Raw genomic sequence first — 13,157 nt, 5'->3', positions numbered from 1 at the left:
TGGCCACGTCGGCAGGCACGCTCCCGTCGGGAGCCGGATGCCGCGCACGTCGCGTGTGCCGGCCCGGCGGACCAGAACCCTTCCGACCGCGGGACGGCGGCCCTATCGTGGGGGCGAGCCGGCACGAGCCGGGCCGCGACGACGAGGGGGCGACATGGCTGTCGAGGGCGACTACGGGCCCGCGGAGTTCGACTGGTCGATCCTCGGTGTGCCGACACCCAAGGCGACGGTCCTGGGTCAGCTCGGCTTCTCCTGGATGAAGCTCAGCGCCCGCCTCGCGACGGTGACCCAGGAGGAGTTCCACTGGGAGCCGAGCGCCGGCGCGCTGCGCGTCGTGCACCGTGGCGAGGAGCGGACGGCGCGGACCCTCGGGACGGGTGCGTGGGTCGCCGAGTGGCCGGACGGCCCGGACGAGCCCGGCCCACGGACGATCGCCTGGCTCGTCGCCCACCTCACCGAGGCCTTCGCCGAGCGCTGGGAGTGGACCTTCGGGGAGCGGCAGTGGCGACGTGCCGACGTCGAGCTCCACGGAGAGGTCGGTCCCGCCCGGTCCGCCCTCACCCACTGGGTGGAGGCCTGGCGCGACGGAATCGCAGCCCTGCCGGACGACGAGCTCATGACCGTGGGGCTGAGCCAGGCCACCGAGGTCGACGCGGGGGCACCCTTCGCGCACCTCGTCCTCCACATGAACCGCGAGCTCATCCACCACGGGGCGGAGATCTTCGTCCTCACCGACCTGCGCCGCACCTCCGGCGCGGGGGAGGGCCCGCGGCCCGGGTGAGGAGGGAGGCGCTGCTCACGGCCGGCGTCCTCGCGCGGGGGCGTGGCGCGTCGTAGGGTGAACCAGCGCCTGTCGCCGATCGGAAAGGGGCGCGATGAGCCAGCTCGGACGCATCCGCAGGCCCGCGGACCTCAGCTCCCTCACCACCGCGGAGCTCGAGGTCCTGGCCAAGGAGCTGCGTGACTACCTCGTCGACTCCGTGTCCAAGACCGGAGGACACCTCGGACCCAACCTGGGTGTCGTCGAGCTGACCCTCGCGATCCACCGCGTCTTCAAGTCCCCCCGCGACCGCGTCGTGTTCGACACCGGCCACCAGGCCTACGTCCACAAGCTGCTCACGGGCCGGCAGGACTTCACCGACCTGCGCAAGCGGGGCGGCATCTCGGGCTACCCGAGCCGGACGGAGTCCGAGCACGACATCGTGGAGAACTCCCACGCCTCGACGGCGCTGTCCTGGGCGGACGGCATCGCCCGCGCCCACGAGCTCACCGGCCAGCGCACCAGGCACGTCATCGCCGTCATCGGCGACGGGGCCCTCACCGGTGGGATGGCCTGGGAGGCGCTGAACAACATCGCCGAGGCCCAGGACCGTCGGCTGATCATCGTCGTCAACGACAACGGCCGCTCCTACGCGCCGACGATCGGTGGCCTGGCCCACCACCTCGACGCCCTGCGCACCGCGCGCGGCTACGAGAAGGTGCTCGGCTGGGGCAAGCGAGCCCTGCAGCGCAGCGGCCCGCCCGGCCGGATGACCTACGACGCCCTCCACGGCCTGAAGAAGGGTGTCAAGGACGTCCTCGCGCCCCAGGGCCTGTTCGAGGACCTGGGCATCAAGTACATCGGCCCGGTCAACGGCCACGACCTGCCCGCCATGGAGTTCGCGCTGCGCCGCGCCAAGGCCTTCGGCAGCCCCGTCATCGTCCACGCCATCACCGAGAAGGGCCGCGGCTACAGCCCGGCCGAGGAGGACATCGCCGACCGGTTCCACGCCGTCGGCGTCATCCACCCGGAGACCGGCCTGCCCGTCGCCCCCTCCCGGTTCGGCTGGACGTCCGTCTTCGCCGAGGAGATCGTCCAGATCGCGCGGCAGCGCAGCGACGTCGTCGCCGTCACCGCCGCCATGCTGGCGCCGGTGGGGCTGGCACCGCTCGCCGAGGAGTTCCCCGACCGCGTCGTCGACGTCGGGATCGCCGAGCAGCACGCGCTCACCTCCGCGGCCGGGATGGCCTTCGCCGGGCTGCACCCCGTCGTGGCGCTGTACGCGACCTTCCTCAACCGCGCCTACGACCAGCTCCTCATGGACGTCGCGCTGCACCGCGCCGGGGTGACGATCGTCCTCGACCGTGCCGGCATCACGGGAGACGACGGCGCGAGCCACAACGGCATGTGGGACCTCGCGCTGCTGCGCACCGTCCCCCGGCTGCGGCTGGCCGCGCCGCGCGACGAGCCCACCCTCCGCGCCGAGCTCCGCGAGGCGATCGACGTCGACGACGCCCCCACGGTCGTGCGCTACCCCAAGGGCGCGCTGCCCGACCCGCTCGCCGCCGTCGGGCGCGAGGGCAGCGTCGACGTGCTCGCCCGCACCGCCGGTGACGGCGGGCCACGGGTGCTCGTCGTCGGTGTCGGCGTCATGGCGCACACCGCCGTGTCCGTGGCCGAGGCGCTCGAGGCCCAGGGCATCGGCTCCACGGTCGTCGACCCGCGGTGGGTGCTGCCGGTGAGCGCCGACCTCGTCGGGCTGGCCACCAAGCACGACCTCGTCGTCGTCGTCGAGGACGGGCTCGGGACCGGTGGGGTCGGCAGCGCCGTGCGTGACGCCCTCGCGGAGGCCGGCCACACCCTGCCGGTCCAGACCCACGGGCTGCCCCACGAGTTCCTCGACCACGCCAGCCGCGCGCAGGTCGTCGCCCAGTACCACCTCCAGGCGCAGGACGTCGCCCGCCAGGCCGCGGGCGCCGTCGTCGCCCTCGGTCCGGTCGCGGAGACGGTGGAGCCCGAGGCCCGCGGCTGAGCGCGCAGCCAGTGCTGCGCGTCACACCCGTCTACCCTCGTGTGAGACGGCTTACGTAGGTACTCGGGCCTAGGTCCCACGGCCGGGAGCCGATCGGTCCGTACGGTGAAACCACCGGCAGGAGCCGGGCTCAGAGGGAGGCAGCAATGGCCACGACAACGATCCACCAGGCCCAGCAGTCCACGGGCGCATGGCGGGGTTTCGCCCCCGGTCCGTGGCAGGAGTCCGTCGACGTCCGTGACTTCATCCAGCGCAACTACACCGCCTACGACGGCGACGACGCGTTCCTCGCCGGGCCCACGGAGCGCACCACCCACGTGTGGCAGACGCTCGCCGCGATGTTCCCCGAGGAGCGGGAGAAGGGTGTGTACGACGTCGACGCGACCACGCCGTCGACCATCACCGCCCACGCGCCCGGGTACATCGACGAGGACCGCGAGCTCATCGTCGGCCTGCAGACCGACGCCCCGCTCAAGCGGGCGATCATGCCCTACGGCGGCTGGCGGATGGTCGCCACCTCGCTCGAGACGTACGGCTACGAGGTCGACCCGACCCTGGAGACGGTCTTCTCCACCTACCGCAAGACCCACAACCAGGGCGTCTTCGACGTCTACCCCCCGGACGTGCGCCGCGCCCGCAGCGCCCACATCGTCACCGGGCTGCCCGACGCCTACGGCCGCGGCCGGATCATCGGCGACTACCGCCGCGTCGCGCTCTACGGCGTCGACGCCCTCATCGAGGCGAAGCAGGCCGAGCGCGCGGTGCTCGACGCGCAGCGCTCGGTCGAGGACGTCATCCGGGACCGCGAGGAGAACTCCGAGCAGATCAGGGCCCTCCAGGAGCTCAAGCAGATGGCGGCGTCCTACGGCTACGACATCTCCGGGCCCGCCCGGACCGGCCGCGAGGCCGTCCAGTGGCTCTACTTCGCCTACCTCGGCGCGGTCAAGGAGCAGAACGGGGCGGCCATGTCCCTGGGCCGCACCTCGACGTTCCTCGACATCTTCCTCGAGCGGGACCTCGCCGACGGCGTGCTCACCGAGAGCGAGGCGCAGGAGATCATCGACGACTTCGTCATCAAGCTGCGCATCGTCCGGTTCCTGCGCACCCCCGAGTACGACGAGCTCTTCTCCGGCGACCCGACGTGGGTCACCGAGTCGATCGGCGGCGTGGGCAACGACGGCCGGCACCTGGTGACCAAGAACTCCTTCCGGATGCTCCAGACGCTGTACAACCTCGGCCCCGCGCCCGAACCGAACCTCACGGTGCTGTGGAGCGACGCGCTGCCCGAGGGCTTCAAGCGGTTCTGTGCGCAGGTCTCGATCGACACCTCCGCCATCCAGTACGAGTCCGACTCCCTCATCCGTGAGCAGTGCGGTGACGACGCCGGGATCGCGTGCTGCGTGTCGGCGATGGCCATCGGCAAGCAGATGCAGTTCTTCGGCGCCCGCGTGAACGTCGCCAAGGCGCTGCTCTACGCGATCAACGGGGGCCGTGACGAGAACAGCGGCAAGCAGGTCGCGCCGGTGAGCGAGCCGGTGACCGGCGACGTGCTCGAGTACGAGGACGTCCTGGCGAAGTACGACTCGCTGTTGGACTGGCTGGCCCAGACCTACGTCGACGCCCTCAACTGCATCCACTACATGCACGACAAGTACGCCTACGAGCGGCTGGAGATGGCACTGCACGACGGCGGCGTGCTGCGCACCCTGGCCTGCGGCATCGCCGGCCTGTCGGTGGCCGCCGACTCGCTGTCGGCGATCCGGTACGCCACCGTGCGTCCCGTGCGCAACGAGGACGGGCTCGTCGTGGACTACGACGTCGAGGGCGACTTCCCGACGTTCGGGAACGACGACGACCGGGTCGACGACATCGCCGTCACCCTCGTCGAGCGGTTCATGGAGAAGATCCGCCGCCAGCCCACCTACCGGGACGCCGTGCACACCCAGTCGGTGCTCACGATCACCTCGAACGTCGTCTACGGCAAGCACACCGGGAACACCCCGGACGGGCGCCGTTCCGGTGAGTCCTTCGCGCCGGGTGCGAACCCGATGAACGGACGCGACACCCACGGCATGCTCGCCTCGGCGCTCTCGGTGGCCAAGCTGCCGTACTCCGAGGCACAGGACGGCATCTCGCTGACGAACACGGTGGTGCCGTCGGGGCTGGGGCGCACCAAGGACGAGCAGGTGACCAACCTCGTGGGCCTGCTGGACGCCTACATGGTCTCCCAGGGCTTCCACATGAACGTCAACGTCCTCAACCGGGACACCCTCGAGGACGCCATGGAGCACCCCGAGAACTACCCGCAGCTGACGATCCGCGTCTCCGGGTACGCGGTGAACTTCGTCCGGCTCACCCGTGAGCAGCAGCTCGACGTCATCTCGCGGACGTTCCACGGCAGCGTGTGACCGGCCGCTGAGCTCCCCGGTTCTCCTCCGACCTCCCTCCTCGGGAGGGCGTGAGGTGAGGAGAACCGGGGAGCTCATCCACGACGGACCGCGACGGAAGGAGACCGATGAGCAAGGAGCAGTCGCTCGTCAGCGGGGTCGTGGCGCCCGACGGGATCAACGGCGAGTACGTCGCGGTGCCGGAGGACGCGGTTCCCCGGCTGCGCCGTTCCGCGGGCACGGCAGGCCTGGCGCACGTCGAGGACATGTCACGCAGCGAGCACCTCGCTGCCGTGCGCGCCGGGGACATCGGCTCGCTCCACTCCTGGGAGCTCGTCACGGCGGTCGACGGTCCCGGCACCCGGATGACGACGTTCCTCGCCGGCTGCCCGCTGCGGTGCCTCTACTGCCACAACCCGGACACGCTGCGCATGCGCGACGGCGAGGCGGTCCACGTCGACGAGCTGCTGCGGCGGGTCCGCCGATACGTCCCGGTGTTCAAGGCGACCGGCGGGGGGCTAACCGTCTCCGGCGGCGAGCCGCTCATGCAGCCCGCGTTCCTCACCCGGCTGCTCGAGGGCGCCAAGGAGCTGGGCGTGCACACCGCGATCGACACCTCGGGCTTCCTCGGCTCCTACGCGAGCAGCCGCCTGCTCGCCGCCCTGGACCTCGTGCTGCTGGACGTGAAGTCCGGCATCCCGGAGACCTACAAGCGCACGACCGGGCGGGAGCTGCAGCCGACCCTCGACTTCGGACGGCGACTCGCGGACCTCGGCAAGGAGATCTGGGTCCGTTTCGTGCTCGTCCCGGGCCTGACCGACGCCGTGGAGAACGTCGACGCCGTCGCCGACTACGTCGCGGGCCTCGCCTCGGTCAGCCGCGTGGAGGTGCTGCCCTTCCACCAGATGGGCCGCGACAAGTGGCAGCGCCTGGGCATGACCTACCAGCTCGACGACGCCGAGCCCCCCTCGCTCGAGCTCGTCGACCGGGTCCGCACCCAGTTCCGTTCGCGCGGCCTCACCACCCACTGACACATCACGCCGAGAGCGGGATTGTTGCAAGGGCGCACGGACACAAGTCCGCTCTCGGCGTGAACGGGGGAGCGTGAGGGGGTGCGGCACCGCCACGGGCGCCTCCCATGCGCCGAGAGCGGGATTGTTGCAAGGGCGCACGGACACAAATCCGCTCTCGGCGTGAACGGGGGAGCGTGAGGGGGTGCGGCACCGCCACGGGCGCCTCCCATGCGCCGAGAGCGGGATTGTTGCAAGGACGCGCGGACACAAGTCCGCTCTCGGCGGGAAAGCGGGTGTGGGTTACGGGAGGCTGGCGATGCCGGGGGCGAGGAAGCGGCGGCCGGTGGTGGCCTCGCTGGCGCCGGAGCGGTCGAGGTAGGGCGCGATACCGCCGTTGTGGAGCGGCCACCCGGCTCCGAGGACCATGCCGAGGTCGACGTCCCGGACGTCCGCGACGACACCGTCCGCCAGCAGGAGCCCGACCTCCTCCGCCAGCGCGTGCTGGACACGCCGCAGCACACCGTCGGCGTCCAGCGGCTCGGGCAGCGGGCGGGAGCCGAAGAACTGGTCGAGGTCCTCCCGGACGGCCGAGGCGGCGCCGGGCCACTCGTCGACGGTGAAGCGCTCACCCTCCTCGACCATGCGGGCGAGACCGGGGGAGTCGGGGTAGCGGTCCCCGAGGGAGCGGCGCAGCTCGTCGAGGACGTGCATCGCCACCGCCGGCCCGACCAGCTGGATGAGCTGGAAGGGCCCCATCGGCAGCCCCATCGAGCGGAGCGCGCGATCCGCGTCCGCCACGGAGGTGCCCTCCTCGAGGGCGCCGAGCACCTCGCCGAGGAGCCGGATGAGGATCCGGTTGACGAGGAAGCCGGGGGCGTCCTGGCACGCGATCGCGCTCTTGCGGGCGCCGGCGGCCACGGCGAAGGCCGTCGCGTAGGCCGCGTCGGACGTGTGCGGGGTCCGGACTACCTCCACGAGCGGCATCTGGGCGACGGGGTTGAAGAAGTGCAGCCCGACGACCCGGTCCGGGTGCCGGAGCCCGCCGGCCATGTCGGTGACCGACAGTGCCGAGGTGTTGGTGGCCAGGACGCAGTCGGGCCCGACGACCGGCTCGACCTCGGCGAAGACCCGCTGCTTGACGGAGAGGTCCTCGAAGACCGCCTCGATGACGAGGTCGCACCCGGCGAGCTCGGCGAGGTCCGCGGTGGCACTGATGCGTGCCTGCAGCTCGCCGGCGGCCGACTCGTCGATCCGGCCGGAGCGCTGCAGCCGGGCGACCTGGCTGCGGACGTGGTCGAGGCCCGCGGCGGCGCGCTCGTCGTCGAGGTCACGCATGACGACCGGGACCCGCAGGGTGCGGGCGACGAGCACCGCGAGCTGGCTGGCCATGAGCCCGGCGCCGAGGAGGCCGACCCGCCGCACCGGACGGGCGAGTGACTCGTCGGGCGCGCCCTGCGGCTTGCGGGCCCTGCCGCGGGTGAGGTCGAAGGCGTAGAGCGACGCCCGCAGCTGGTCGGACATGATGAGCTCGGTGAGGGCGAGGTCCTCGGCCGCGAAGCCCTCCTCGCGGGACGCGGTGCGCGCGGCGGAGACCAGCTCGAGGGCGCGGGCGGGCGCGGGTGCTCCGCCCTCGGCGCGGAGAGCGACGGCGTCGCGACGGGCCGCGACCGCGGCCTCCCAGGCGGCGGCGTCGGCGGTGTGGTCGGTGCGCGCGGGCTCGATCGCACCGGAGAGGACCTCGGTGACCCACGCGAGCGCGCCGTCGCGGAAGTCGTCCTCACCGGACCGCTGGACGCTGTCGACGACACCCAGGTCGAGGGCCTGCTGCGCCGTGAGGGTCCGCTGTCGCGCCGGGTTGTCGATGATGACGCGCAGCGCCTCCTCCGGGCCGATGAGACGGGGAAGCAGGTAGCAGCCGCCCCAACCGGGCACCAGGCCGAGGCCGGTCTCCGGCAGCCCGAGCGGGGCGGCGTCGGAGGTGACCACCCGGTAGCGGCAGGCGAGGGCGAGCTCGAGCCCGCCCCCGAGGGCGAGACCGTTGACCAGCGCGAAGCTCGGCAGGTCCTGCAGCGTCGCGACGATGCGGTGCCCCGCCTCGGCCACGCTCCGGGCGTCGTCCTCGTGCACCATCGCCCCGACGGCGCGGAGGTCGGCACCGGCCGCGAAGCAGCCGGAGGTGCCCGTCACGGCGACGGCGGTGAGCTCGCCGGACTCCACGCGGGCGGCGCACGTCCGCAGTGCCTCCTCCAGGGCGGCGATGCTCTGCGGGCCGAGCGTGGCCGGCCGACCGCCGGGCCCGGTCAGGGTCACCAGCGCGAGTGTCCCGGTGGCCAGCGCGACGTCCTCGACGGCGATGGTGGTGGTGGACTGCGATGTCATCGTCACTCCCTCGTGATGCGGGTACCGACGACCGACAGTACCGGGTAGTGCGGTGGCGCGTGCACCACCCGGCGCTCAGGAGGTGCGCAGCGCCGTCGTGAGCGGCTGGAGGGTCAGCTCGATCTGCCACGGGCGGGCCCCCTGGGCCTCCAGCGCCGTTCGGACCGACGCCTCGTCGACGACGTCGGGCGGTGTCCAGGCGAGCTGACGCTGGGTCGCGGGAGCGAGCAGGTTCTCCTGGGGGAGGTCGTGGGCCTCGGCGAGCGACCGGATGGTGGCGCGCACCGCCTCGAGCCGCGCAGCCGCCTCCGGGTGCTTGTCCGCCCACGCGCGCGGCGGCGGCGGTGTCCCGGTGCCGGCCGCCAGCCGGCGAGGTGGCAGCTGGTCCGCGGGCAGCGCCAGCGCACGCTCGACGGCGGCCCACCAGTACGCGCTCGAGCGGCGGGTGCCCTTGCCGGAGAACTCGGGCAGCGCCACGAGCGCGCGCTCACTGCGGGGAAGGGCCATCGCGGCGGCGACGATCGCGCGGTCGGGCAGCACCCGGCCGGGGGAGCGGTCGCGCGTGCGGGCGAGCTCGTCACGCGCGTGCCACAGCTCCCGGACGACGGCGATCCCGTGTGGGCTGCGGACGACGTGCATGCCCGACGTGCGCCGCCACGGGTCGACGCGGGGCGGGGGCGGTGGCGCGAGACGGACGGCCTCGAACTCCTGCCGTGCCCACTCGAGCTTGCCGGCCTCCTCGAGGGCGTCGGCGAGGAGGTCGCGCAGCTCGACGAGGAACTCGACGTCGAGGGCGGCGTAGCGCAGCCAGTCCTCCGGCAGCGGGCGCTGGGACCAGTCCGCGGCCGAGTGCTCCTTGGCCAGCGAGTAGCCGAGCTCCTCGGCGATGAGGGCGCCGAGACCGACCTTGCTCCGTCCGAGGAGGCGCGCTGCGAGCTCGGTGTCGAACAGGCGGGAGGGGTGCAGGGCGAGGTCGTGGAAGCCGGGGAGGTCCTGGTTGGCCGCGTGGAGCACCCACTCGGCGTCGCTCAATGCGTCGTCGACCTCGCTGAGCTCACCGACGGCGATGGGGTCGATGAGGACCGTGCCGACGCCCTCACGGCGGAGCTGGACGAGGTAGGTCCGCTGACCGTAGCGGTAGCCCGAGGCGCGCTCGGCGTCGGCGGCCACCGGACCCGTGCCAGTGGCGAGTGCCCGGGCGGCGCCGGTGAGCCCGGCCCGGGTGGTGATGACCGGGGGCGTTCCGTCGCGCGGTGCGGTCACCGGCACCAGCGGCGTGGTCTGGGCATCGACGGACTCGGTCATGGGGGTCACGGTATGCCGGTGCGGGCGCCGCGGCCCGAGCGGCACGCGGCGAGGGCCGTGGGCGTGACGAAGACCGCTCCGCTCGCTACCTGCGTGGCGCGAGTGCGGTGACGCCGTCCGGTAGCGGCTCGAGGCCCGAGGCGGAGCAGGCGAGCGCGGTCCACGCGTCGAGGTGCGGCCCGAGGTCCGTGGTGTTGGGCGACCAGGAGGCACGGATCTCGATCTCCACCTCGCGGCCGTGCAGGGACAGCCCGCCGAAGCTCTCGGACAGCACCCGGGTCACGGTGCCGGACAGCGAGTGGTACCCGGCGCCCGCCGAGGCGAGCGCGTCGGTGAGCCAGGCCCAGCCGACCTCCCCGAGGAGCGGGTCGGCTCCGAGCTCGTCCTCGAGCTGGGCGCGGGCCATGATGATGACGCGGAACGTCCCGTCCCAGGCGCTCTGCCCGTCGGGGTCGTGGAGGACGACGAACCGGCCGCTGCCGAGGAGCGTCTCGGGGTCGGTGGTCGGGTTGACCTCCGCGGTCAGCGCGAGCGCGAAGGGCGCGATGCGGGTGGGCGCCGGGATCTCCTCCAGCCGCACCTCGGACCGCTGCCGTCGCCCACGCAGGCTGAGCAGCGCCTCCTCGAAGTCCGGCGGGACATGCGCACCGTCGCTGTTCACACCGTCAGGCTAGGACCGCCGGCTCCGATCGGGGCCGTGGCGCGCCGGATAGACTCACCGCGCCCACCACCCACCAGGAGGAGTGCCCGTGGCCGACTTCCGACCCGTCCTGCTCGGCACCGACCTGGGTGTCTACTCGATCGCCCGGTCGTTCCACGAGGCCTACGGGGTGCGGTCGATCGTCGTGTCGAACCAGCTTCGCGGCCCGATCGACCACTCGCGGATCATCGACAACGTGCTCGTCGGCGCGGGTGCGGACGAGGAGCAGACGGTCGCCGCGCTCGTCGACGTCGCGCGCGGGAACGCCGGCACGCCGCTCCTCCTCATGGTCAATGCGGAGCACGAGGTCGAGCTCCTCGCCCGGAACAGGGCCCTGCTCGAGGAGCACTACGTCATCCCGTTCGCCGCCGACGACGTCCTCGCCGCCGCCGCGGACAAGGAGGTGCTGGCCCGCGTGTGCGAGCGCCTCGGCATCGCGACGCCCGCCACGCAGGCGGTCGACCTCGCCGCCGCCGACGACGCCGGATGGTCACCCCCGCGACTGGGGCTCACCTTCCCGGTGGTGCTCAAGCCCGCCGTGAGCGCCGAGCACCTCCTGCTCTCGTACGCGGGCAAGCGCAAGGTCTACACCGCCGACACCCAGGAGCAGGCGGACGCCGTGCTGCGCCGCCTCGCGGGTGCCGGGCTCCGGGACGTCGTGCTGGCCCAGGAGCTCATCCCCGGTGACGACACCCAGGGACGCACGGTCACCGGCTACGTCGACCGCTCCGGTGAGCTGACGCTCATGGCTTCCGGCCGGCTCCTGCTCCAGCTCCACGCCCCGACGATGATCGGGAACTCGGCGACGATCCTCACCGAGGCGCAGCCGGAGGTCGAGCGGCAGGCGGGAGCGATCCTGCGCGAGCTCGGCTTCACCGGCTTCGCGAACTTCGACGTCAAGGTCGACCCGCGTGACGGCCGCGCGCACTTCCTCGACCTCAACCCGCGGATCGGGCGACCCAACTACTACCTCAACGTCGCCGGCCGGAACCCGGCCCGCGCCGTCGTCGCGGACTTCCGCACGGAGCTCGGCATCTCAGGAGCGTCGTCGCCGCTGTACCGGCCCGAGCAGGATGTCGGGGTGTACTCCTACCTGCCGTGGCGGCTGGTGCGCCGATACCTCACCGACCAGGAGCTGCGCCGCCGGGTCGGGCGGGTCCACCGGACGAAGCGCTTCACCCATCCCCTGGCCTACCCGCTCGACCGCGACCCGCGCCGCACGCTCTACCGGGCGGCGTCGACGGTGAACCTGGTCCGCGACTTCCGTGAGCACTACCCGGAGCCGACCGCCACGGGGCTGTAGGGCCGCGGTCCGACGGCAGGGGCGCACGACGTGGGCCTGGGAGCGCGGTGGGACGCGCGGACCACGTCCAGCGGGTCCCGGTCGTGCAGTGCCGTCACGCGGTTCGTGGGTCCACCGGGTGCTGCGACCCTCGCGCTTCCGGGTGGACCCGGACGACGGCGCGGTCCAGGTGCGGGACCGTCCCCCGCAGGTGGTGGTCCACGGCGTCGGCGATGTCGTCTCCCGCGCGGACGGACAGGTTCGGGGCGACCGTGACGTTCAGCTCCGCCTCGAGGCGGTGGCCGAGCCAGCGGGCGCGTACGCCGTCCACCGCGACCACTCCGGGTATCGCAGCCGCGGCTGTCTCGACGAGGTCGAGGGTGCCCGGCTCGACGCCGTCCATGAGCCGGCGCAGGACCGTGCGCATCGAGCTGACGAGGACGGCGATGATGACCGCGGCGATGACGAGCCCGACGACGGGGTCGACCCACGGCAGCCCGGCCCAGGCGCCCACGACGCCGATGACGACGGCGAGGGAGGTCAAGGCGTCGGTGCGGGCGTGCTGGCCCTCGGCGACGAGTGCGGCGGACCCGATGCGCCGTCCGGCGCGGATGCGGTAGATCGCCACCAGCTCGTTGCCGGCGGCCCCGACGAGTGCTGCCGCGAGGACCCAGCCCAGGTGCGTCATGTCCCGCTGGGTCGTCAGCGCTCTCAGCGACTCCCACACGATGAGCGCGGCAGACATCGCCACGACGGCACCGATGAGCAGCCCGACGAGGTCCTCGGCCCGTCGGAACCCGTAGCTGTAGTGGCGGGTCGGGGCACGCCGACCGAGGCGGAAGGCGATGATGAGGGGGATCGTCGTGGCGAGGTGCCCGAGGTTGTGCAGGGTGTCCGCGAGCAGGGCGACCGATCCGCTCAGCCACACGATGACGACCTGGAGCAGCGCCGTGGCTCCCATGCCGCCGAGGCTGACCCAGGCGGCCCGGATCCCGATGGAGCTCGTCTCGTCGGCAGTCTGGATCGCGGCGGTGTGGTCGTGGCTGTGCGGGACGAGCGCGTGCCTGACCCGTGCCCAGACGCCGCGCGGGCCGGGTCCGTGCTGGTGGGGACGTCCGTCGTCGTGACTGTGACTGTGGCCGCCGGCGTGGCCGTGGCCATGGCCGTGACTGTGGCCGTGGTCGTGGCCGTCGTCGTGGGGGTGGCCGTGCCCGTTGTCCGGCCGGTGGGTCTCACGTGTGCTGCTCACGGTGACAACATATCTGCACAGATATGCAGGTAACAAGCCTGGCTAGACTC

General features: G+C 72.7%; 9 protein-coding genes. 5 read left to right on the top strand and 4 right to left on the bottom strand.

The genetic code is table 11. The features are described from left to right. The first annotated feature begins 154 nt into the window (after positions 1-154). The 4 genes from VR894_RS08305 (at position 155) to pflA (ending at position 6,210) form a co-directional block, all read left to right on the top strand. Positions 155-781 (top strand): DinB family protein, encoded by a 627-nt coding sequence (locus VR894_RS08305; protein WP_324650909.1) that lies wholly within the window; start codon positions 155-157, stop codon positions 779-781. Positions 782-875: 94 nt separating this feature from the next. Beyond that, the gene (gene dxs, locus VR894_RS08300; RefSeq protein ID WP_324650908.1) at positions 876-2,792 is read left to right on the top strand and encodes a 1-deoxy-D-xylulose-5-phosphate synthase; all 1,917 of its coding nucleotides are present in this window, start codon (positions 876-878) and stop codon (positions 2,790-2,792) included. A 146-nt stretch (positions 2,793-2,938) separates the two neighbouring features. Further along, positions 2,939-5,200, top strand: coding sequence for a formate C-acetyltransferase (gene pflB, locus VR894_RS08295; protein ID WP_324650907.1), 2,262 nt, complete (start codon positions 2,939-2,941; stop codon positions 5,198-5,200). A gap of 107 nt (positions 5,201-5,307) precedes the next feature. Then, complete coding sequence (pflA, locus tag VR894_RS08290) at positions 5,308-6,210, top strand: pyruvate formate-lyase-activating protein (RefSeq protein ID WP_416380829.1); 903 nt, start codon at positions 5,308-5,310, stop codon at positions 6,208-6,210. A 282-nt stretch (positions 6,211-6,492) separates the two neighbouring features. On the opposite strand, the gene VR894_RS08285 is transcribed toward pflA, so the two are convergent. The 3 genes from VR894_RS08285 to VR894_RS08275 all read right to left on the bottom strand — a co-directional run bounded on the left by VR894_RS08285 (position 6,493) and on the right by VR894_RS08275 (position 10,537). After that, a complete protein-coding gene (locus VR894_RS08285) occupies positions 6,493-8,571 on the bottom strand; it encodes a 3-hydroxyacyl-CoA dehydrogenase NAD-binding domain-containing protein (RefSeq protein ID WP_324650906.1) in 2,079 nt (692 codons plus the stop codon). A gap of 75 nt (positions 8,572-8,646) precedes the next feature. Then, the gene (locus VR894_RS08280; protein WP_324650905.1) at positions 8,647-9,876 is read right to left on the bottom strand and encodes a ribonuclease D; all 1,230 of its coding nucleotides are present in this window, start codon (positions 9,874-9,876) and stop codon (positions 8,647-8,649) included. Between the two features lie 85 nt (positions 9,877-9,961). Further along, a complete protein-coding gene (locus tag VR894_RS08275; RefSeq protein ID WP_324650904.1) occupies positions 9,962-10,537 on the bottom strand; it encodes a DUF3000 domain-containing protein in 576 nt (191 codons plus the stop codon). A gap of 88 nt (positions 10,538-10,625) precedes the next feature. Here VR894_RS08275 and VR894_RS08270 point away from each other — a divergent pair, with 88 nt between their 5' ends. Beyond that, complete coding sequence (locus VR894_RS08270) at positions 10,626-11,879, top strand: hypothetical protein (protein WP_324650903.1); 1,254 nt, start codon at positions 10,626-10,628, stop codon at positions 11,877-11,879. Positions 11,880-11,973: 94 nt separating this feature from the next. Here VR894_RS08270 and VR894_RS08265 read toward each other — a convergent pair whose 3' ends face one another. After that, positions 11,974-13,107 carry a cation diffusion facilitator family transporter gene (locus VR894_RS08265; protein WP_324650902.1) on the bottom strand — a complete coding sequence of 378 codons (1,134 nt, stop codon included), beginning with the start codon at positions 13,105-13,107 and terminating at the stop codon, positions 11,974-11,976. Positions 13,108-13,157: the final 50 nt, after the last annotated feature.

Origin of the sequence: Georgenia sp. H159 (genome assembly GCF_035607575.1) — a bacterium.
Taxonomy (GTDB): Bacteria; Actinomycetota; Actinomycetes; order Actinomycetales; family Actinomycetaceae; genus Oceanitalea.
Note: the sequence above shows the minus strand (reverse complement) of the source record. Positions and strands in the feature narration are given on the sequence as shown.